This is a genomic window from Escherichia sp. Marseille-Q3837, assembly GCF_916618735.1.
Lineage (GTDB): Bacteria > Pseudomonadota > Gammaproteobacteria > Enterobacterales > Enterobacteriaceae > Escherichia > Escherichia ruysiae.
The window spans coordinates 2,661,215-2,684,277 of sequence record NZ_CAKAKC010000001.1; the positions used below are offsets into that span (position 1 = coordinate 2,661,215).

Below are 23,063 nucleotides of genomic sequence, written 5' to 3' on the forward strand. Positions count from 1 at the left end.
TAATACGCACATTATTTCCTTATCCCTGCTTTCACCTTCCGTAAAAACGCATCCTTTTCCCACGGCTGAGCTTCACCACTATTCAACCCTTCTGCAATCATGTCACGTAACGCTTGCAGGCGAGACTCTGCTTGTTTTTCTCGAAGCAAGCGCAGTGACTCACGGATCACTTCGCTTTGGGTGCGATAGTCGCCGGATTCAATTAAGGACTCGATAAATTCACGCAACTCATCGCCGAGATCAACTGTCATCGTTCTGGCCATGTTTATGCTCTCTTGTAAGTAAAAATCTTACGTCAGTGTATGTCATAAACCGGATAGCGCCACGAAAAGTATTAGAAGATATTTTGCTATATGAACATGTTCAGGAGGATAAGGATGGGGAGTGTTAAACAAAGAGAGGAGAATGAGTGCTTGCCTGTGCCTACTATTTTAATGGCGCAGATTAATCTTAATCATCAATAAATAAGTGTTTATTAGAAATAAAGCCGGACGCGTTATCCGCGCCCGGCTTAACTATTAAGTATTGTCTTTCACCTTCTGACTTGCGCCATTGGTTTTTACAGTAGCAATTCCGACTTCGCGTGATTGAGCGGTGGCATACATCTGACTGGAACCGATTATCTGATGATTGCCAGCTTTCAGATTGAAATAAAATTTGCCGTTGCTCGCTGTTTTTTTCTCATAGCGTTCGTCCTGCGGGCTGTTGCTTTGCACCGAGGCAATGCCCTTTTCCGCAGCGGCTTTTGAGGTATACAGTTCGCTGGTGAGAATGATCTCGCCATTGCCCGCTTTTAGCACAAACCGGAACTGATTTTCACTGCTCTTATTGAGTTCAAACCAACCAGCCATAATGACTCCTTGATTGAAATTGCGTATCGAAAACAGTATGTAACGATTTAAGTATGGGTGATATTCAGTTGACTGCCAATCAGGGGAATACCCTCTAAAGGGTGGGGGAGATTACTGATAAATATGCAGGAATCTGAATGCGGATACGGTGTTATCCCTCTCCTTTCAGAGAGGGGCATGACGGGTTAATAAACAGGAAATTTTGCCCTCGCCAGGGCAACGATACATTAAACGATACGACAGGCGTCAGCTTCCCAGCGGTAACCGACACCGTAAACGGCACGGATAAATGACTGCTCTTCGTCCAGCGACTCCAGTTTACGGCGCAGGTTTTTAATGTGGCTGTCGATGGTGCGGTCGGTTACCACGCGGTAATCGTCATAAAGATGATTGAGTAATTGCTCGCGGGAGAATACTTTTCCCGGTTCATGGGAGAGGGTTTTCAAAAGACGAAATTCTGCAGGCGTCAGATCAAGCATTTTGCCACGCCATGAAGCCTGAAAACGACCTTCGTCGATAATCAACGGGCTTTCGGCATCCTGTTGCTGCAACTCGCGCTGCGGTTTGCAGCGGCGCAAAATGGTCTTAACACGCGCCACCACTTCCCGTGGGCTGTACGGTTTGCAGATGTAGTCATCGGCGCCAATCTCCAGCCCCAGCAAACGGTCGATTTCTTCGATTTTTGCCGTCACCATCACGATGGGGACATCGGAAAAACGACGAATTTCCCGGCAAAGTGTCAGACCATCAGTGCCTGGTAGCATCAGATCCAACAGGATCAGATCCGGTGGGGTCTGCCGCACATACGGCAGTACCTGATCACCGTGACTGATAAGGGTCGGCGCATAGCTCGCAGCACGCAGATAATCAATGAGCAACTGCCCCAGCTTCGGTTCATCTTCCACGATCAAAATACGCGGTGTGTTTTCGTCGATTGGTAACTCGGTCATACTTCTCTCTGTAAATCCCGTTCCAGCGGTAACTCTACTGTAATGCTTACCCCGCCAAAAGGCGAATGAGTGGCAACAATGCGACCACTGTGCGCTTCAACAATGTTAAGGCAAATCGCCAGTCCCAGCCCGGAACCGCCGCTGGCACGGTTGCGGGAACCTTCGGTGCGGTAAAAACGCTCAAACAATTTTTGCAGTTGTTCGTCGCTGACGCCCGGCGCACTGTCGGCAAAGGTCAGGCGCACCGTTTTGTCGCGCTGCTCGGCGGAGATTTGCAGGCTGCCGCCGCTGTCGGTGTAACGTAGACTGTTTTCCAGTAAGTTATTGAATAACTGCATTAAACGGTCGCGATCGCCAAATACGGTAATGCTATCCGGTAGGGAAAATTGCAGCTTCAGGCCACGGCTGGCGAAACGTTCACGAAAAGCGCCGCCTGCCACTTCCAGCAGCGGGATCAGATCCACAGGCGCTTTTTGATAGGCGAGAGCACCTTCATCTGACATCGACAGTTGATGCAGGTCATCCACCAGTTTGGTCAGTGTACCGACCTCCGCCTGTAAAGAAGCCACTGTCTCCGGTGTGAACTTACGCACGCCATCCTGAATAGCTTCCAGTTCTCCGCGCAGTACTGCTAAAGGTGTGCGCAGTTCGTGAGAGATATCAGCCATAAAATCGCGGCGCATCTGTTGGTTTTTCTCCAGCGTGCTGGCGAGCTGGTTGAAGTCTTGTGCCAGTTTGCCCAGTTCATCTTCACTGGTGGGCGTCACGCGGGTAGTGAAATCGCCTGCCGCCAGTTTGTGCGTGCCATCGACAAGTCGTTTTACCGGTGCCAGCAAACCGCGCGCCAGCAGAAAAGTGGCGAGTGCCGCGAGTAACGTTGCCAGGGCGACAATCAGCCAGCTGGTTTGCCGTTGTTGTTTATCGAAATTGATATCAGTATTGCGGGTCAGCCGCTCAACGGGGGAGGCAATCACCGCGCCCACTTCCGCACCGTTGACCAGAATGGGTCGCCGTGTACCGTCAGGTGGAATCGGCGCTCGCGGACCAACCAGCACTTTGTTGTTTTGATCAACCACCCAGAACTGAGTACGCCAGCCGTGTGGTGGCATACCCGGGCCGGGTTTATCTTCCGAATTATCGTGTTCAAATGAACGCAGGATCTGAAAGACAAAGCGATCATTGTTGCGCAGGAAGCGCCAGTTGCCATGCTGCGCATACTGCTCGCCAAGCGCATCACTTAACAGTTGTAATCGCTGTTCATTACCATGCTTGATGTAATCAATAAAGCCACGCTCAAAACTGATACGCACCGCCCAGTGCATACTGATCAGCAAGACAATGCAGGTGGCGAAAATCGCCAGAAACAGTTTGCCGGTAATACCGGGTCGCCAAAACTTCATTGCGCGCTCCTTTTTCGCCGCGAAATAGCTACATTTTGATGCGTATCGTTCGGCACTCTGGCAAAGATGAACGCCGGAAGGGCGATGAGAAACGCCATGCTAAGCCAGGTGTACATAAAGACGGTTTGTGTGGTGCCGCTGTCAACGCTGACATGTTGGGAGCCAAAAAGACCCAGCAGCAGCCCGGCGATGGTCACACCGATACTCATCGACAATTGCATAATCATCGACAGCAGGCTGTTGCCGCTGCTCGCCAGATTGTCTGGTAGATCTTTCAGCGTCAGGGTGTTCATGGAGGAGAAACGCGTTGAGTTGACCATTCCTTGTAAAAACAGAACGAATGGCAAAACGTAGTACCAGCCAAGCATCGCGGTGGCCATAAACAGCAATGTGACCAGCGACAGACCCAGCGTGGTTGCCACCAGCACCCGACGATAACCAAAGCGGTTAACCACCTGCACCACAATACGTTTCATTCCCATGCTGCCGAGCACCATGGGGATCATCATCAGTCCGGCATGGAACGGCGAAAAACCGAGGCCGATTTGCAGGAAAACCGGCGTCATAAAGGGCAACATACCGCTGCCAATACGTCCGGCAAAACTTCCCGCCAGACCCAGCGAAAAGGTGCGGGTGCGGAACAGTTTCAGACTGAAAAGGGCGCGGTTGTTATTTCTGGCGTGCAGCAGATAAAGCACCAGTGCCACTACGCCAACCGCCACCAGGCCGACAATCGCCAGCGGCGAAAGTCCTGTGCCTTTACTGCCATCCAGCGCCAGCGTTAACACTGCCATGCCAACCGCCAGCAACAGAAAGCCGGAGAGATCGAAGCGCCGCGTCTGCATGGTGTAGTTTGGCATTAACATTAGCGTGGCGATCGCACCGATAATCCCCACCGGAATGTTGATCAAAAAGATCCAGTGCCACGACGCGTACTCCACCAGCAGACCGCCAAGCGCCGGACCGAGCAGCGGGCCGACCTGACCGGGCAGCGTGACAAAGGTCATCGCCGCCATATATTGCTCGCGCGGAACAATTTTCATCACCGTTAGCCTGCCGACCGGCACCATCATCGCACCGCCTACGCCCTGTAACGCACGTGCCAGCAACAGTTCATTAAGGGTGCCGGAAAGCGCGCAAAACAGCGAACCGAGGGTAAACAGCACGATAGCGGTAAAGAAAATATTGCGCACGCCGACTTTGTCCGCCAGCCAGCCGCTGGCAGGCAGCATCACCGCCACGGTCAGCACATAAGAGACAATGACCATGTGCATATGCAGCGGGCTTTCCCCCAGGCTTTGCGCCATTGAGGGAAGGGCGGTGTTGACGATGGTGGTGTCCAGCGACTGCATAAAGAAGCCGAAAGCCACAATCCACAGTTGCCAGCGGGTGCTGTCAGGAAGATCTGTCATTTACTCGGTTACCGTTTCTTTAGATTTTCGCGAAAAACGCAGCCGCAGACGGTCGAAAAAAAGATACACCACCGGCGTGGTATATAGCGTCAGGAGCTGACTCATTACCAGACCGCCGACAATAGTGATCCCTAATGGTTGACGCAGTTCCGAGCCGTCGCCGCCAGATAACACCAGCGGCAGCGCACCAAACAGCGCCGCCAGGGTAGTCATCATAATCGGACGAAAACGCAGCAGACAGGCCTGGAAAATGGCTTCCTGCGGCGTCAGATTTCCATTCCTTTGAGCTTCGAGCGCAAAATCGACCATCATGATGGCGTTTTTCTTCACAATGCCGATTAATAACATGATCCCTATCAGGGCGATTAGGCTGAACGGGGCATTGAACAGCTCCAGCGCCAGCAGCGCCCCAACGCCCGCCGAGGGTAGGGTGGAGAGAATGGTCAGCGGGTGCACGTAGCTCTCGTACAACATTCCCAGCACGATATAGACCGTGGCGATCGCCGCGATAATCAGGATCACCTGCGAGTTCATCGTCTCCTGGAACACCTGCGCCGTTCCGGCAAAACTGCCGCGCACAGTCGAAGGCACGCCAAGCTGCGTCATCGCACGATCGATTGCCGCACTGGCGTCCGAAAGCGATTTCCCGGTCGGCAGGTTGAACGAGATGGTCGAGGCCGCCGATAATCCCTGATGATTCACCGACAGCGGCGCGTTTGCCGGTTGCCATTTGGCGAAATACGACAACGGGATCGCTTTGCCTTCGTTATTAATGACGAACATTTTTTCCAGCGCGCTGATGTCCTGGGTATAGCGCGGATCCACTTCCATCACCACTTTATACTGGTTCATTGGCTGGTAAATGGTCGAGATTTGCCGCTGACCAAAGGCGTTATTCAGCAGGCTGTTGGCGGCCTGCACATCGATCCCCAGCCGCGCCATCGTGTCGCGATCGTAAACCAGGTTCATCTCCGCGCCGTTATCCTGCTGGTCGGAGTTAACGTCCGCCAGTTCCGGCAACGTTGCCAGTTTTTTGCGGATTTTCGGCTCCCATTCGCGCAGCGCCGCCAGGTCGTCGGATAACAACGTGTACTGGTAGCTGGCGTTCGACTGACGCCCACCAACGCGAATATCCTGCACTGCCATCAGAAACAGATTCGCCCCCGGTTCTTTCGCCAGTTTTACGCGCAGACGGTCGATAATTTGCTGCGCCGTTTCGCTGCGTTCGTCGCGTGGCTTGAGGGTGATAAACATCATCCCGCTGTTCACTCGCGAACCACCGGTAAAGCCGGTGACATTATCCACTGCCGGATCGTCACGGATAATTTTCATAAAATCCTGCAACTTACCGCGCATTGCCTGAAACGAAATGCTCTGATCCGCCTGTATCCCGCCCATCAGCACGCCGGTGTCCTGCTCCGGGAAGAAGGTTTTCGGGATCGAGATATACAGCCAGATATTGAGCGCAATGGTGCCAAGCAGCACCACGCCCACCAGACGGGTGTGATTGAGTACCCATTTCAGCGACTTACCGTAGCCTTGTTGCAGCGCAACCAGCATCCGGCCAAAACCACGTAACCGTGTTTGTTCACGCGGCTTGCTGGCTTTCAGCATCCAGCCGCACATCATCGGCGTTAGCGTCAGAGAAACCAGCAGCGAAATGCCAATGGCGACTGAAAGCGTCACGGCAAATTCGCGCAATAAGCGCCCCGGCAATCCACCCATCAACAGTAGCGGCAGAAACACCGCCACCAGTGACAGACTCATCGACAGCACCGTAAAGCCGACTTCGCGAGTACCTTGCAGTGCGGCCTGTAGCGGTTTCATCCCCGCTTCCAGATGACGGGCGATGTTTTCCAGCACCACGATGGCGTCATCCACGACAAAGCCTGTGGCGATGGTGAGCGCCATCAGCGACAGGTTATTGAGACTGAATCCGCACAGATACATCGCCGCAAACGTACCAATCAGCGAAACGGGCACCGCAACGGCGGGAATAATAGTGGCGCGACCCGAGCGCAGGAATAAAAAGACCACCAGAATCACCAGCGCCACCGAGATAATCAGCGTTTGCTCGACTTCCTCCAGCGAGGCGCGAATGGTGGGGGAGCGATCCTGGGCAATTTGCAGATCAATCGCCGCCGGAATGGTCTCCTGCAACTCCGGTAATTTTGCCCGGATGCTGTCAACCGTCTGGATAATATTGGCTTCCGGCAGCTTGCGGATCATCAGCAAAATAGCCGGTTTGGCGTTGGTCATCCCGGCGTTGCGCACATCTTGTACAGAGTCGGTCACCGTCGCCACATCGCCCAGACGAACCGCGCCGCCGTTGTTGTAATGAATAATCAGCGGCTGATATTCAGCGGCGGTTTTCAGTTCATCGTTGGTCTGGATCTGCCAGCGGTGAGTACCATCCTCCAGCGCCCCCTGCGGTTTACGCACGTTGGCATTGCTGATGGCGGTGCGCACATCGTCCAGCGATACGCCCTGATTAAACAGCGCCTGCGGATTCAGCCCGACGCGCACGGCGGGCAGCGAGCTGCCGCCGACATCGACATCACCGACGCCGTCGATTTGCGCAATCGTCGGCGCCAGCTGCGTCGAGGCGAAATCGTACAGTTCACCCTGGGAATAAGTATCGGACGTCAGCGTCAGGATCATAATTGGCGCATCCGACGGGTTTGCTTTGCGATAGGTCGGGCGGCTGGGCATCCCGCTGGGCAGCAAACTTTGTGCGGCGTTGATCGCCGCCTGCACATCGCGCGCCGCGCCGTTGATATCCCGGTCAAAATCAAACTGCAAAATAATGCGCGTGCTGCCGAGCGAACTGCTGGAGGTCATTTCACTGACCCCGGCAATACGCCCAAGCGAGCGTTCCAGCGGCGTGGCAACGGAAGACGCCATTGTCTCTGGCGACGCACCGGGCAGCGAGGCGCTGACCATAATCACCGGAAAATCGACCTGCGGCAGCGGGGCGACCGGCAGCATACGGAAGCCCAGTATGCCGCACAGGGTAATGGCAACCGACAGTAAAATCGTCGCCACCGGGCGGTAAATGAAGAGGGCAAAAAACTTCACTTACGCCTCCTCTTCATGACGGGCAAAGCGGCTTTTTGCCCACAATGCCAGACGGTCGAACAGCAGATAAATCACCGGCGTGGTAAACAGTGTCAGCACCTGGCTGACAACCAGACCACCGACCATGCCGATGCCTAACGGACGGCGCAGTTCCGCGCCGACTCCGGTACTTAACATCAGCGGCAGCGCGCCAAGCAGTGCCGCCAGAGTGGTCATCAGGATCGGACGAAAACGCAACAGACAAGCCTGGTAGATTGCATCGCGCGGCGACATGCCTTGCTCACGCTCAGCAGCCAGCGCGAAGTCGATCATCATGATGGCGTTCTTCTTCACGATACCGATCAGCAAAATAATGCCGATAATCGCAATCACATCCAGTTCGCTACCGGCAATCATTAATGCCAGCAGCGCGCCGACCCCTGCGGTGGGTAGCGTCGAGAGAATGGTGATCGGGTGAATAAAGCTCTCGTACAGAATGCCGAGCACGATATACATCGCCACCACCGCCGCGACAATCAGCCAGACAGTGCTGCCAAGCGCCGACTGGAAGGCGAGGGTGCTGCCCTGGAACTGCGTGGTGATATCCACCGGTAGATTCAGCGTCTTTTCGGTGTCCATAATCGCCTGTACCGCATCGCCCAGCGAATAGTTATCCGGCACGTTAAAGGAGATGGTCGTTACCGGGAACTGATCCAGATGGTTGATGGAGAGCGGCGCAAAACGCTGCTCAATTTTGGCAATTGAGCTTAACGGCACCACGCCGCCGTCGCTGCTGGTCAGGCGAATGGTATCCAGCGCCGCGAGGCCTGGGGTATTTTCGGTGTTGTGTTCCAGCACCACGCGATACTGGTTAGCCTGAGTATAAATAGTGGAAATCAGTCGCTGACCAAACGCGTTGTACAGGGCGTTATCGACATCCGCCATGCTGATCCCCAGACGGCTGGCGCTGTCGCGATCAACATTGACATACGCCACCAGCCCTTTGTCCTGCCAGTCGCTGGAGACATCAGAAAGCTGTGGAAGCTGCTGGAGTTTTTCCATGAGCTGCGGCACCCAGGTACTGAGCGCATCCAGCGACGTGGCCTGCAAGGTAAACTGGTACTGGGTGCGGCTGACCTGAGTATCGATGGTCAGGTCCTGCGTCGGTTGCAGGAAGAGATCGACGCCAGGCACTTTATCCACCGCCGTTTGCAGACGGGCGATGACTTTTTGCACCCGATCATCACGTTCCTCCAACGGTTTGAGGTTGATCTGCAAACGCGCACTGTTCAGCGACGGGTTAGTGCCATCAACGCCAACAAATGAGGTCAAACTTTGCACTGCCGGATCCTGCAAAATCACGTCCGCGACCTGGCGTTGCCGCTGGGCCATATTGGCAAAGGAGCTGGATTGCGGTGCCTGCAAAGTGCCCTGAATAATGCCGTTGTCCTGCACCGGGAAGAAGCCTTTCGGAATGAACACCCACAGCAGCACACTAAGCAGCAGGGTGCTGAGCGCCACGCTTAAAGTCAGCCACGGATGATTCAGCACCTTCGCAAGCCCCCGACCATAGGCGGCGATTATCCCGTCGAACATTTTTTCCGAGGTGCGGGAGAAGCGGTTTTGTTTACGCAGCGACTCCTGGCTGAGCATCCGCGCGCACATCATCGGCGTCAGGGTCAGCGACACCACGGCTGAGATCAAAATTGCTACCGCCAGGGTAATGGCAAACTCGCGGAACAGTCGCCCGACGATATCGCCCATAAACAGTAGCGGGATCAGCACTGCAATCAGCGAGAAGGTCAGCGAGATAATGGTAAAACCGATTTCACCTGCGCCTTTGAGCGCAGCCGCCAGCGGTTTTTCGCCTTTTTCGATATAGCGCGAAATGTTCTCGATCACCACGATGGCGTCATCGACCACGAATCCGGTGGCGATAGTTAACGCCATCAGTGTCAGGTTGTTGATCGAAAAATCGAGAAACACCATGACTGCGAAGGTGCCGATTAATGACAGCGGCACCGCAACGCCGGGAATGATGGTCGCCGGAATGTTGCGCAAAAACAGGTAGATAATCATGACTACCAGCGCGATAGCCATCATCAATTCAAACTGGGTATCGTCGACCGATGCGCGGATGTTGGTGGTGCGATCGGAAAGCACCGTTACTTTTACCGATTTCGGCAAACTTTCGGTGAGTTGTGGCAGCATCTGCCGGATGCTGTCGGCGGTAGAGATAATGTTAGCACCGGGCTGGCGCTGAACATTCATCACAATGGCCTGTTCTTTGTTCGCCCACGCGCCGAGCCAGCTGTTTTCTGCACCTTGCTCTACAGTTGCGACATCGCCCAGACGAATCGGCGCGCCGTTCTGGTAGGCGATGATTAGCTGGCGATACTCTTCTGCGGATTGCATCTGGTCGTTCGCCGACAGCGTGACCGCGCGGGAAGGGCCGTCGAGGCTACCTTTGGCTGAGTTAACGTTAGCGCCAGTAATGGCGGTGCGCACGGTTTCGCTGGTCAGGCCAAGAGCGGCAATCGCCTGGGCGTTAAGTTTGACGCGAACAGCCGGACGCTGACCGCCGGAAAGCGTCACCAGCCCGACGCCGGAAATCTGCGAGATTTTCTGCGCGACGCGGGTTTCCACCATATCTTCCACCTGCGTCATCGGCATGGCGGTTGAGGTGACAGCGAGTGTCATGATTGGCGGATCTGCCGGGTTCACTTTGCTGTAAACCGGCGGGTTAGGCAGGTCGCTCGGCAACAGGTTAGTGGCGGCGTTAATCGCGGCCTGCACTTCCTGCTCGGCGACATCCAGCGGTAATGTTAGCTGGAACTGCAAGGTGATAACTGACGCGCCGCCGGAACTCTGCGATGACATCTGTTTCAGGCCAGACATCTGCCCAAACTGGCGTTCGAGCGGCGCGGTAACGGCAGAGGTCATGACATCCGGGCTGGCGCCGGGGTAGAGCGTGACCACCTGAATAGTCGGGTAGTCCACTTCCGGCAGCGCCGAAACGGGCAGGGCGCGATAGCCGATAATCCCAGCGAGTAAGATCGCCACCATCAGCAGCGTGGTGGCGACAGGGCGCATAATAAACAGGCGCGACGGGCCGCCTGTGCTGCTCGGAGGTAACACCTGCATCAGGAGCGTGCTCCTTTTTTCGCGTATTCGCGGCTGGTGGCTTTCTCTTCCGGCGAGGTGGCGCTCTGGGCTTCCACCACTTCCACTTTCGCTCCTTCAGTCAGGCGATCAATGCCGTCTGTTACTACGCGATCGCCTGCGGAAATACCCGCGCGGATCACCACTTTCTGACTGTCCTGAATGCCCGGCGTCACCAGATGTTTGCTGACTTTGTTTTCGCTATTCAGCACCCAGACAAAATGGCCTTCGTTGCCCATTTGCAGGGCGGCGGTGGGGATCACCACGGCGTTTTGTTCGGTGTCCACTAACATGCGTGCGTTAACAAACTGATTGGGAAACAGCGCATCATCCTGATTATTGAAGCGCGCTTTCACTTTAATGGTGCCAGTAGTGGCATCGATTTGGTTATCGAGACTTAACAGCGTGCCTTCACTTAACTTCTTCGAGTTGGTGCGATCCCAGGCTTCAACAACCAGCGGTTTTCCGGCTTTTTGTGCCTGCACAACGGTGGTGATATCGCTTTCCGGCAGGGTGAAGAGCAAATCGATAGGATGCGTCTGGGTGATCACCACAATCCCGCTGGTATCACCACTGGAGATTTGGTTACCGACATCAACCTGCTTCAGGCCAACGCGACCATCGACTGGCGCAGTAATCCGGCTCCAGTCGAGTTGCAGTTGCGCGCTGGCGACGCTTGCTTCATCAGCCTTAATGGTGCCTTCGGTTTCACTGACCAGCGCCTGTTGGGCATCCAGTTCCTGACGGGAAACGAGATTGGTTTTTGCCAGTTGTTGATAACGCGCCAAATCACGGCGCGCGTTGGCAAGTGTGGCTTTATCTTTTGCCAGTTGCCCCTGGGCTTGTGCTAATGCGACTTTGAACTGGCTGGGGTCAATCTCTGCCAGTAAATCGCCTGCTTTGACCTGCTGGCCTTCCTGGAAATGCAACGCCATCAGTTGACCGTCCACGCGGCTGCGCACCGTAACAGTATTAGCGGCGGTAATAGTGCCAAGCCCGGTGAGATAACGTGGAACGGCCTGTTCAATGGCGGTTGCCGCCTGTACTGGTGCTAAAGGGCCGGAACGCATACCACGGCGACCACCCGCTGGCGGCTGCTGTGCTTGTTTCGTCGCACCTGGGGTTGCGCTCTGGGATTCATTGCGGCCTTGCCAGAACCAGAATGCGGCGATGGCGGCGATAACCACCACGATTACGATTACCCAACGGGATTTATAACTGTCTTTCATCGTTAAGAGTTTCTCTTCCTGAAACGTTTCGCGCAATGTTACTAGTGTAGCCAGTCAATAAGGGAGAAAAATGGAGGAATTATGAAACAGTTTCGCGAATAGTCTGAATGGTGGTGCACTTTGCGAGCGCGCATCCAGTAATGACGCAGGAAACTATTTTCTCTGCAAGTTAGCGATAGACTACGTACATGGCGAAAGGAGGTAAGCCGACGATTTCAGCGGGACGCTGAAACGGGAAAGCCCCTCCCGAGGAAGGGGCCTTAAATAAGGACAGGGTCATGATGAAGTTAGTCATCATCGTGGTGCTCTTAGTGATTAGCTTACCGGCTTACTAAGACTACCAGGGCGGGGGAAACCCCGCTCTACCCTCACTCCTGAAAATATGCCTTCACGGTCAGATTGTCAATCCGCAGGCTTTGCCGTCTGCGAGCCTGCCAGCAAATATTCTTTGCGAGTCGTTACGCAATAATCACAGATGAAACTATGTTATCCGCGAGTCAGCGATAGACTGCGTACATGGCGAAAGGAGGTAAGCCGACGATTTCAGCGGGACGCTGAAACGGGAAAGCCCCTCCCGAGGAAGGGGCCTAAATAAGGAAAGGGTCATGATGAAGATACTCATCATCGTGGTGCTCTTAGTCATTAGCTGGCCAGCTTACTAAGACTACCAGGGCGGGGGAAACCCCGCTCTACCCTCACTCCTGAACTTATGTTACTCCACCCTTATTGTCAATCTGTAAGCCCACGTTCTTGCGAGGCGAATAGCAAACTTATCTGCGCCGCCGGGCTTAATTCTGAAAGTATCTTCGCTTGCTCTAAATTTATTATTGCTCTCGGTATGATACCGAATCTCAATAATTCTCTAAGAAAGGATTTCTTATGAGCGAACAAATCACGTTTGCCACCAGCGATTTTGCCAGTAACCCGGAACCACGTTGCCCCTGTATTTTGCTGCTGGATGTTTCTGGCTCGATGAGCGGTAGACCCATTAACGAACTTAACGCAGGATTGGTGACCTTTCGCGATGAACTGCTTGCCGATCCGCTGGCCTTAAAAAGAGTGGAACTCGGCATTGTGACTTTCGGCCCGGTGCATGTGGAACAACCATTTACCAGCGCCGCTAACTTTTTCCCGCCCATCTTGTTTGCTCAGGGCAATACGCCAATGGGCGCTGCAATTACCAAAGCCCTGAATATGGTTGAGGAGCGGAAACGTGAGTACCGTGCAAATGGTATTTCGTATTATCGCCCGTGGATTTTCTTGATCACCGATGGCGCGCCAACCGATGAGTGGCAGGCTGCTGCCAGTAAAGTGTTTCAGGGAGAAGAAGATAAGAAGTTTGCCTTCTTTACCATCGGTGTTCAGGGGGCTGATATGAATACTCTGGCACAAATCAGCGTCCGTCAGCCTTTGCCGTTGCAGGGATTACAATTCCGTGAACTGTTTAGCTGGTTATCCAGTTCGCTACGTTCGGTTTCCCGCTCCACGCCGGGAACGGAAGTTGTACTGGAAGCGCCAAAAGGCTGGACGTCAGTGTGAGCTGGCGTCTGGTCTATTCATCAGCCGTCGGAACGTCGCATATCAGCGCGGACTTACCTTGCCAGGATGCCTGCCAGATGCAGGTTGTCTGGCTAAACGACCAGCAACCGTTACTGGTGATGTTCCTTGCTGATGGTGCAGGTAGCGTTTCGCAGGGTGGCGAAGGCGCGACGCTCGCCGTCAATGAAGCGATGGCGTTTATGATGCAAAAAGTACAGGGTGGTGAATGTGCTCTGAATGATGTGCTTGCGACAGATATTGTGCTGGCAATTCGCCACCGTATTAGTGCCCGTGCACAAGCTGAAGAACTGGCGGTTCGTGATTTTTCCTGTACTTTTCTGGGCGTTATATCATCAGCGACCGGCACGTTGATTATGCAGATTGGCGATGGTGGCGTGGTGGTGGATTTTGGTGAAGGGCTACAGCTACCACTAACGCCGATGAATGGCGAATATGCCAATATGACCTATTTCATTACTGATGAAGATGCTGTCACGCGCCTTGAGACTTACAGTTGCGATGCGCAGGCGATAAAAGTGGCTGCATTTACGGACGGTATTCAGCGGCTGGCGTTAAATATGATGGAAAATTCTCCCCATGTACCTTTCTTTGCGCCATTTTTCAATGGACTGGCGTCAGCAACGTCAGAACAACGCGATATATTGCCAGATTTGCTAAAGCAATTTTTGTCCTGCCCCGCAGTGAATGAACGCACCGATGATGATAAAACGCTGGCGCTGGCCATGTGGTTGCCGTGAAATCAACTATATATACCGCAGCTGGCGATTGCGTGACGCCAGGTCATGAATTAGGCAAAGGCGGCGAAGGCGCGGTTTATGATATCAATGAGTTTGTCGATAGCGTCGCCAAGATTTATCACACGCCGCCACCCGCCTTAAAACGGGACAAACTTGCCTTTATGGCTGCGACAGCTGACGCACAGTTGCTCAATTATGTCGCCTGGCCGCAGTCAACGCTTCACGCTGGACGAGGCGGAAAAGTTATCGGTTTTATGATGCCGAAAGTCTCCGGCAAAGAACCGATTCATATGATCTATAGCCCGGCACATCGTCGTCAACGTTACCCTCATTGTGCATGGGATTTTCTACTCTATGTTGCGCGCAATATTGCTTCATCTTTTGCTACGGTTCACGAGCACGGGCATGTCGTGGGTGACGTAAACCAGAACAGCTTTATGGTAGGCCGTGACAGCAAAGTGGTGTTGATCGACAGCGACTCCTTTCAGATTAACGCTAATGGCACGCTGCATTTATGCGAAGTCGGCGTGTCGCATTTTACGCCGCCAGAGCTGCAAACCTTGCCGTCATTTGTTGGATTTGAGCGCACCGTAAATCACGATAATTTTGGCCTTGCGTTGCTGATTTTTCACGTCTTGTTTGGTGGTCGGCATCCTTATTCCGGTGTACCGCTTATTGCCGAAGCGGGTAATGCGTTGGAGAAGGATATTGCTCATTTCCGTTATGCCTATGCATCAGACAATCAGCGACGTGGCTTAAAACCGCCGCCACGATCTATTCCGCTATCGATGTTACCGGGTGATGTTGAAGGCATGTTTCAGCAGGCATTCACCGAAAGTGGCGTGGCAACCGCGCGTCCGACGGCAAAAGCGTGGGTAGCGGCACTGGATTCTTTACGCCAACAGTTAAAGAAATGTACTGCTTCGGTAATGCATGTTTACCCCGGTCATTTGACCGACTGCCCGTGGTGTGCGCTGGATAATCAAGGCGTTATCTATTTTATTGATCTCGGCGAAGAGGTTGTTACCACCGGCGGGGATTTTGTGCTGGCGAAAGTCTGGGCGATGGTGATGGCATCAGTAGCACCGCCAGCATTGCAACTGCCATTACCCGATCACTTCCAACCGACTGGCAGGCCGCTTCCTTTAGGCCTGTTACGGAGTGAATACATCATTCTGATTGAGATCGCACTGTCAGCGTTATCGCTGTTGCTTTGCGGCCTTCAGGCTGAACCGCGTTATATTATTTTAGTTCCTGTGCTGGCGGCTATCTGGATTATTGGCAGCCTGACAAGCAAAGCGTACAAAGCAGAAATCCAGCAACGCCGTGAGGCGTTTAATCGTGCAAAAATGGACTATGATCATTTAGTTAACCAGATCCAGCAGGTGGGTGGGCTGGAAGGTTTTATCGCCAAACGGACGATGCTTGAAAAAATGAAGGACGAGCTTTTGGGATTGCCGGAAGACGAAAAACGCGAGTTGACAGCACTTCACAACACCGCAAGGGAACGCCAGAAGCAGAAGTTTCTGGAGGGGTTTTTTATTGATGTTGCCTCTATTCCCGGCGTTGGTCCCGCGCGTAAAGCGGCGTTACGTTCCTTTGGTATCGAAACAGCGGCAGATGTGACCCGGCGCGGCGTTAAACAAGTGAAAGGTTTTGGTGATCACCTGACCCAGGCGGTTATCGACTGGAAAGCGAGTTGCGAACGCCGTTTTGTTTTCAGGCCGAACGAAGCGGTAACGCCAGCAGACAGACAAGCGGTAATGGCGAAAATGACCGCCAAACGTCATCGGCTGGAAGCCGCATTGACAGAGGGCGCGGCAGAGTTACAGCGATTTCGCCTTCATGCTCCCGCACGCACCATGCCGTTGATGGCGCCGTTACATCAGGCGGCAGGAAAACTGGCTCAGGCGCAGGCAGATTTAAGCCGCTGCTGAGCCATTTCTTATTTAACGAAATACTACTTCTGCCCAGCGCGCCAGCCCGGCGGTGACGGAGCCAAAGTCGTCGCCACCTGCAATCGGGATGCCCGGCAGCTGTTCCGCCAGTGCCTTTTTAATCAGCGGCGATCGGGCGCTACCACCTGTCAGATAGATGACGTCTGGTTTTTCCTGGGCGTTATCCAGCGCCAGTTGCACCTGTTCCAGAATCCGCGCCAGCGGCTGGTTGAGGGCGCTTTCCAGTCCATGCTGGCTAATCAACGTTGCCAGTTCGTCACCGATAAACGGCAGCGACGCGCAGGTTTCCGCTGCGCTTGAAAGGGCTATTTTGCACTCTTCCGCGCTGCGCACCAGACGATAACTTAAACGTTGCCGCCAGACTTTCTGTAACAGGGCGACTTTCTCTGGCTCGCGGGCGTCGCGTACCAGGTCGTTAAGCAGGCGACCGTTGGCGCTACTGTAGAAATCACTCTGCGCAGGTACGTCGTTGATGGCAACCGCATTCCACCACGGTAGGATCGGCAGGGCGATACCTTTTTCGGTTTCGCCACCCATGCCCAGCAGCGGCATCAGATGTTTAAATGCCAGCGCGATATCCAGATCGTTACCACCAATACGGCAACCACTGTGACCCAGTAGGCTGGATTCACGATCGAGACGCGAACGCCACTGCGGCCCCATCAGCAACAATGAACAGTCAGTAGTACCACCGCCGATATCCACCACCAGTACGCGTTTTTCTTCCTGCAAGGTGGCTTCGTAATCCAGCCCTGCCGCCACCGGCTCGTACTGGAATACCACATCCTTGAATCCGGCACGCTTCGCCGCACGTTCCAGAATCCCTTGCGCCTGGGCGTTTGCTTCATCGCCGCCCAATCCCTGGAAGTTGATTGGACGACCAATGACTGCCTGGGTAATTGTTTCTGGCAGTTGCGCCTGCGCTTGTTGGCGAATGTGCAACATCATTGCGCAGACCAGATCCTCAAACAGCGCCACCTGCTGTGGTTTTAACCCGCTGGCACCGAGGAACGATTTCGGTGATTTCACAAACCACACTTCTTCCGGATCATCAATATACTGCGCCAGTGAGGAAAGACCGAACTGCACGCTTTTCGCCGTGACGTCGATATCTTCTTCGCGGTTATAACGAAGCGCCCGACGTAACAGCGCCTGCGTTTCATCATCGTTTGCCGGAACATCATGATGGCGGTACAGCCACTCGCTTACTGCTTCACGCGTTGGTGCGCAAAGCATTGAAGGCAGCAGCGTACTGTCATTTTCCATTTTCAACATCTGCGGTTTACCGTCGCGCATCACCGCCACTGAACAGTTTGCTGTACCGTAATCAAAACCAATAAACACGAAATAATCCCCATGCCGGTGAAGAAGGGGCGTGACTTTAGCGAAATGTTGCCGTCGCGACAACCGGAATATGAAAGCAAAGCGCAGCGTCTGAATAACGTTTATGCTGAAAGCGGATAAAAAAGGAGATGCGATGTATACCCTGAACTGGCAGCCGCCGTATGACTGGTCGTGGATGTTGGGATTTCTTGCCGCCCGTGCGGTGAGTGGCGTAGAAACAGTCACGGACAATTATTATGCCCGTAGTCTGGCGGTGGGCGAACATCGCGGCGTGATAACGGTGGTTCCTGATGTCGAAACTAATACGTTGCAAGTGAATGTAAGTTCGGGATTAGAAGCGGTAGCGACCGAGTGCCTGGCGAAAATGAGCCGCCTGTTTGATCTGCAATGTAATCCGCAGATTGTTAACGGTGCATTGGGCGAGTTAGGCGCTGCGCGGCCAGGGCTACGTCTGCCCGGGAGTGTTGATGCTTTTGAGCAGGGCGTGCGCGCGGTTTTAGGCCAACTTGTGAGCGTGGCGATGGCAGCAAAATTGACTGCCAAAGTGGCGCAGCTTTATGGCGAACGGCTGGATGATTTCCCTGAATATGTCTGCTTTCCCACGCCCCAACGACTGGCAGCAGCCGACCCGCAGGCACTAAAAGGGTTGGGGATGCCGTTGAAACGGGCAGAGGCGCTGATTCATTTAGCCAATGCGGCACTGGATGGCTCCTTACCGATGAAAATGCCGGGCGACGTTGAGCAAGCGATGAAAACGCTGCAAACATTTCCTGGAATTGGGCGCTGGACGGCGAATTATTTCGCCTTGCGTGGCTGGCAAGCGAAAGATGTTTTCCTGCCGGATGATTATTTGATTAAACAGCGATTTCCAGGAATGACGCCGGCACAAATCCGCCGTTATGCCGAACGCTGGAAACCCTGGCGTTCTTATGCGCTGTTGCATATCTGGTATACGGAAGGCTGGCAACCAGAAGAAGTATGATGCTGGTCGTCTTATCCAGTCTGGGGAATGAGCGAATTGTAGACCTGATAAGACGCGTCAGCGTCGCATCAGGCAATACTCAGTTAATCGCGAAATAACTGCTATTAATCAGCAAATCCAGAGGCTGAGCGTCGGCAATGACATCGCCATAAATCAGATCAACACCCATGCCGGAAAGCGTATCCATCACCAGCGGCAACGCTACTGGCCCCGCGATGGTCTTCACCCCCAGCCGCTGGGCATGACCCTGAATGATCGATATCAGCATCTCATCCATCAAATTACCCTGTACGCTGGCGCATAACTCACCGTCGAGCAGCAGATAATCCGCCATATTTGCTTTCAGTGTGTTGAAGAGCTGCAGATCGCGCCCCACCTGACTGAGCACGATCCGGCAGCCTGCCAGCCGCAATTTATGCATATTTTCTGCGTGGTCGAAAATCGCTTCAGCCGGAATAATCAGATGTAATAACCGTGACGGTAGGGAACTGCTTTCCAGTTGCTTAAGCAGTTTATCCACCAGCGGGGCGCTGCTTAACCCGGCAACGGAAAGGGGGAGGGCGATGCTTAAGCCTTTACTGGCAACCGCTTTTGCTGTCTGCTGGAAAAACTCATGTAATATCCGACGATCAAGGGCGTGATTGAGCGCCGGATCGCTGAAACTACGACGAAATGCCAGTTCATCAATAGTCTCACCTTCACTACTCCAGAGCTTAAGCGAAATCAGCCACAAATTACGCGTAGCCGGGATTCGTGGTGAAGCGACGCCGTGGGCGATCATCATCAGTTGATTCTCTTTGATCATCCGCCACTGTTCATCGAGTGACATCATCGCCTGTTCGCTATGTTTGGCAGTTTGCTGTGGTTCGTAAACCGTCACCCGACCACGCCCACCATTTTTCGAAGCATAACAGGCGATATCGGCCTGCGACATCACGTCTGCCGCCTGATGATTGCTGTCATCGATAAGGGTAATCCCTGCGCTGGCACCTACCCGATGCACGCGGCCTTCCCACATAAAGTGATAGTCATTAATCGCACTGATAATGCGTGTGGCGATAAAGCGGGCACTTTCAACATTACAGTCCGGTAGCAACAGACCAAATTCATCACCGCCGAGTCGCGCCAGCACATCGCTGGAGCGCAACATACTGAGCATCAACGACGCCAGTTCACGCAGTAAAGCATCACCCGCCGCGTGCCCGGCGCTGTCATTCACCGCTTTAAAATGATCAAGATCGATAAACACCAGTGCATGTCGATGATGCGTGCTGCTTACCGTTTGCAGCAGTATTCGCAGTTGTTTTTCAAAACTGGCACGGTTAGTGAGATGCGTCAGGGCATCATGGGAGGCGCTATAACTAAGCTGGCGCAGCATTTTGCGTGACTCAGTCACATCCTGAATGACCAGTACCGAACCAATATTGCTGCCATCCAGCGTACTTAACGGCGTAATGCTGTAATGGACGTCGTAGCTGCCGCCGTTGCGGCAGTGGAGAACGACATCTTGTTCAATAGCGGAACGCGACGTGTCGGCACTGTAAATGTTCTCCATTAACGGCCCATTGTCGCCAAATGTAATTTGCAACGCTGTTAATAGTGGAACGCCCAACGCCTCTTCTTGTGTCCAGCCGCTCATCTTCTCTGCAACCGGATTCATAAAGGTAATTTTCATCGCCATATCAATACAGACCACGGCTTCGCCGATGGAATCCAGCGTAATGTGCAGGCGCTCTTTTTCCTGAAACAGCGCCTCGTTCAGCTGTTTCACTTCGGTCATATCAATGTTAATACCGAGCAATCGTTCGACTTCGCCTTCTTTATTCAGCACCCGATTGGCGAGGGCGCGGATATGACGAATACCGTCTTTCACGGTGATGCGAAATTCCAGCTTAAAGGGCAAGCGAGCCTGTAATGAATCACGAATCACTTTTTCGGCGTGTTGGCGATCTTCCGGCAGCACACAGTCATACCACACCTGCCAGTTCGGTTTGATATGTGGCGAAATTTCATATAGCTCGAACATCCGCTTATCCCAACTAAAAATATCCGGCTTCAGTTCCCACTCCCAGATGCCAATCCCACCCGCTTCATTAGCCAGCGTTATCCGCTCCATCAGGCGTTTGTTAATCTGTTCGGTGCGTTTAAGATCGTTTATGTCTTCAATCTGCGCAATAAAGTAGAGCGGCGTGCCATCGGTGTGGCGTACCAGCGAGACGGCAAGCAGCGCCCAGACAACGTCGCCATTACGGTTGTAATAACGTTTCTCCATCGAGTAGGTATTTATTTCACCGCTAATTAGCTTCTCAACGTGTTGCAGATCTTTATTGAGATCTTCCGGCCAGGTAAGTTGCTGGAAGGTGAGGGCGCGCAACTCTTCCTGGCTGTAACCGAGAAACTGGCATAACGCTTTGTTGGATTGCAGCCATTGCCCCTCGGTGCCCACTAATGCCATGCCGATGGCGGAATATTCCATAGCGTTACGAAAGCGGGTTTCGCTTTCTGAAATATGCTTGCGTTCAGCGCGAAAGGCGTACATCACCATGGTCATGATGTTGGCGGGCAGCAGGATCAGCAAAAATGGTAGCCACGGTACGTGACTCATCAAGTAGGTTCGCGGCGTGGCAAGTAAAGTCGGATCGGCCGCCATCATCAGCGACACCATCATCACTGTAGTGAGGAAGATCAAAAAGGCTTCCATCCGTGGCAGGCGCACGGCACTCCACATCAGTAGCACAATAATGAAAGTAAAAGGCCACGGTAGATATAGCATCGAGAGCCAGCTTAACGTCAGCGTGATGGCTAATGTTAGTAGTGTTTCAAACAACAGCCGTGGATCACGGTGACGGAGCAGGTAATGTGGCTTAAATAACAATCCTAGCGGTACTAGCGCCAGTGCGCCGATTGATTCGGAAAGTACCCAGATTAGAAATGCTCTAAGCGGATCGTCGTCTGATACCAGCAGGATAACCAGCACGCCACCCAATACTGGCGGCACGATGGCGCTGCCAAATGCGAGACGTAGCCAGTCAGCCAGATTTTGCAGTGGGTTATACCACGGCAGCAATTTCCGCAGCAGCATTGCCCCCACGACGGCCTCAACAATGTTGATTGCCGTCCACGTCATATTCAGCGAACTGGTAGAGAAGAGCAGTACGGATGCGGCGATATTCCCCAGCGAGCAGGCCAATGCGATTCCCGGCCACATCCGTCCGGCATGGCGGTAAAATGCCACCATCATAATGGACGTGGGGAACCAGAGTGGCGCAAGTTGCGTACCGAACTGTGAAAGCTCAAGCGAGAAAAGGGTAAAGATGAATGAGACTAAACCTAAACTGACGAGGTGAAGCAGGGGATGAGGCAGGGTAATTAAAACACGTTGTGATGGTTTACTCATTACCGCTCTATCCGTATGACCAGGTCGTCAGTATTAGTATCTGTGTTTATGCTAGTACAAAAGTTTTACATTTTATATGCGGATTGTTCATAAAGTGACGTGGTGGCAGATAATTTGTGCAACTTTACACAACATTTTTTACCTTGCGTTAAAACCGAACAATTAAATTTGCGTCAGGGAATTGATCGTCAACAATTAACTCTAAGTGTGCGGCAACGCTATTCGACTGGTATCAGGCGGATGAAATCCCTATAATTGCCGCGTTTGGCGCTTCGGCGCCCCCTTCCTAACATCCAGGTTAATCAGGTCGCTAAATTTATGACTGATCAGTCTCATCAGTGCGTCATTATCGGTATTGCTGGCGCATCGGCTTCCGGCAAGAGTCTCATTGCCAGTACCCTTTATCGTGAATTACGTGAACAAGTGGGTGATGAACACATCGGCGTTATTCCGGAAGATTGTTACTACAAAGATCAAAGCCATCTGTCGATGGAAGAACGCGTTAAGACCAACTATGACCATCCGAGCGCGATGGATCACAGTCTGTTGCTTGAACATTTACAAGCGTTGAAACGCGGCTCGGCTATCGACCTGCCGGTTTACAGCTACGTTGAACATACGCGTATGAAAGAAACGGTGAAGGTTGAGCCGAAGAAAGTCATTATTCTCGAAGGCATCTTGCTGCTGACGGATGCGCGTTTGCGTGACGAACTTAACTTCTCAATTTTCGTTGATACCCCACTGGACATCTGCCTGATGCGCCGCATCAAGCGCGACGTTAACGAGCGTGGGCGTTCGATGGATTCTGTAATGGCACAATATCAAAAAACGGTGCGTCCGATGTTCCTGCAATTCATTGAACCTTCCAAACAATATGCGGACATTATCGTGCCGCGCGGCGGTAAAAACCGCATCGCGATCGATATATTGAAAGCGAAAATAAGTCAGTTCTTTGAATAAGCTTGATAAATTGTGTACCGTTCAGTGATAACCTGGTATGCCCTTGACGTAATTGGCGTTAAGG

General features: G+C 53.2%; 16 protein-coding genes and 1 pseudogene. 7 read left to right on the forward strand and 10 right to left on the reverse strand.

Going from position 1 to position 23,063, the window contains the following annotated elements; all coding sequences use genetic code 11:
• Positions 1-11: 11 nt before the first annotated feature.
• From LG381_RS12500 to mdtA, 8 genes and pseudogenes are all read right to left on the reverse strand, one after another.
• Positions 12-309: pseudogene (locus tag LG381_RS12500) on the reverse strand (type II toxin-antitoxin system ParD family antitoxin).
• Between the two features lie 209 nt (positions 310-518).
• On the reverse strand, positions 519-851 hold the full coding sequence (locus LG381_RS12505) for a YegP family protein (RefSeq protein WP_225762475.1): 333 nt from the start codon (positions 849-851) through the stop codon (positions 519-521).
• Positions 852-1,078: 227 nt separating this feature from the next.
• Complete coding sequence (baeR, locus tag LG381_RS12510) at positions 1,079-1,801, reverse strand: two-component system response regulator BaeR (RefSeq protein ID WP_000137883.1); 723 nt, start codon at positions 1,799-1,801, stop codon at positions 1,079-1,081.
• Positions 1,798-3,201, reverse strand: a complete 1,404-nt coding sequence (baeS, locus tag LG381_RS12515) for a two-component system sensor histidine kinase BaeS (protein ID WP_225762476.1) — start codon at positions 3,199-3,201, stop codon at positions 1,798-1,800. The genes baeR and baeS overlap by 4 nt, the downstream gene beginning before the upstream one ends.
• On the reverse strand, positions 3,198-4,613 hold the full coding sequence (locus LG381_RS12520; protein ID WP_105280174.1) for an MFS transporter: 1,416 nt from the start codon (positions 4,611-4,613) through the stop codon (positions 3,198-3,200). Before LG381_RS12520 ends, baeS begins: the two co-directional genes overlap by 4 nt.
• The gene (gene mdtC / locus LG381_RS12525; protein ID WP_225762477.1) at positions 4,614-7,691 is read right to left on the reverse strand and encodes a multidrug efflux RND transporter permease subunit MdtC; all 3,078 of its coding nucleotides are present in this window, start codon (positions 7,689-7,691) and stop codon (positions 4,614-4,616) included.
• Positions 7,692-10,814 (reverse strand): multidrug efflux RND transporter permease subunit MdtB, encoded by a 3,123-nt coding sequence (mdtB, locus tag LG381_RS12530; protein ID WP_225762478.1) that lies wholly within the window; start codon positions 10,812-10,814, stop codon positions 7,692-7,694. It abuts the gene before it with no gap.
• On the reverse strand, positions 10,814-12,061 hold the full coding sequence (mdtA, locus tag LG381_RS12535; RefSeq protein WP_225762479.1) for a multidrug efflux RND transporter subunit MdtA: 1,248 nt from the start codon (positions 12,059-12,061) through the stop codon (positions 10,814-10,816). Before mdtA ends, mdtB begins: the two co-directional genes overlap by 1 nt.
• Before the next feature lie 278 nt (positions 12,062-12,339).
• On the opposite strand from mdtA, the gene LG381_RS12540 reads away from it, so the two are divergent.
• From LG381_RS12540 to LG381_RS12560, 5 genes are all read left to right on the forward strand, one after another.
• Positions 12,340-12,396, forward strand: a complete 57-nt coding sequence (locus tag LG381_RS12540; RefSeq protein ID WP_148724593.1) for a type I toxin-antitoxin system Ibs family toxin — start codon at positions 12,340-12,342, stop codon at positions 12,394-12,396.
• 270 nt (positions 12,397-12,666) lie between these two features.
• Positions 12,667-12,723 (forward strand): type I toxin-antitoxin system Ibs family toxin, encoded by a 57-nt coding sequence (locus tag LG381_RS12545; protein ID WP_100692412.1) that lies wholly within the window; start codon positions 12,667-12,669, stop codon positions 12,721-12,723.
• A gap of 217 nt (positions 12,724-12,940) precedes the next feature.
• Complete coding sequence (locus LG381_RS12550) at positions 12,941-13,600, forward strand: VWA domain-containing protein (RefSeq protein WP_000003183.1); 660 nt, start codon at positions 12,941-12,943, stop codon at positions 13,598-13,600.
• Positions 13,597-14,358 (forward strand): PP2C family serine/threonine-protein phosphatase, encoded by a 762-nt coding sequence (locus tag LG381_RS12555; protein ID WP_225762480.1) that lies wholly within the window; start codon positions 13,597-13,599, stop codon positions 14,356-14,358. Before LG381_RS12550 ends, LG381_RS12555 begins: the two co-directional genes overlap by 4 nt.
• Positions 14,355-16,295, forward strand: coding sequence for a helix-hairpin-helix domain-containing protein (locus LG381_RS12560; protein ID WP_222680312.1), 1,941 nt, complete (start codon positions 14,355-14,357; stop codon positions 16,293-16,295). Before LG381_RS12555 ends, LG381_RS12560 begins: the two co-directional genes overlap by 4 nt.
• A gap of 12 nt (positions 16,296-16,307) precedes the next feature.
• On the opposite strand, the gene yegD is transcribed toward LG381_RS12560, so the two are convergent.
• Entirely contained in the window at positions 16,308-17,660 is a 1,353-nt protein-coding gene (gene yegD / locus LG381_RS12565; protein WP_105289984.1) for a molecular chaperone, read from the reverse strand.
• Positions 17,661-17,793: 133 nt separating this feature from the next.
• Here yegD and alkA point away from each other — a divergent pair, with 133 nt between their 5' ends.
• On the forward strand, positions 17,794-18,642 hold the full coding sequence (gene alkA / locus LG381_RS12570) for a DNA-3-methyladenine glycosylase 2 (protein ID WP_225762481.1): 849 nt from the start codon (positions 17,794-17,796) through the stop codon (positions 18,640-18,642).
• Between the two features lie 79 nt (positions 18,643-18,721).
• Here alkA and LG381_RS12575 read toward each other — a convergent pair whose 3' ends face one another.
• Entirely contained in the window at positions 18,722-22,039 is a 3,318-nt protein-coding gene (locus LG381_RS12575) for a diguanylate cyclase (protein ID WP_225762482.1), read from the reverse strand.
• 318 nt (positions 22,040-22,357) lie between these two features.
• Here LG381_RS12575 and udk point away from each other — a divergent pair, with 318 nt between their 5' ends.
• Positions 22,358-22,999: a uridine kinase gene (gene udk, locus LG381_RS12580; RefSeq protein WP_000132077.1), complete on the forward strand. Its 642-nt coding sequence runs from the start codon at positions 22,358-22,360 to the stop codon at positions 22,997-22,999.
• Positions 23,000-23,063 lie beyond the last annotated feature (64 nt).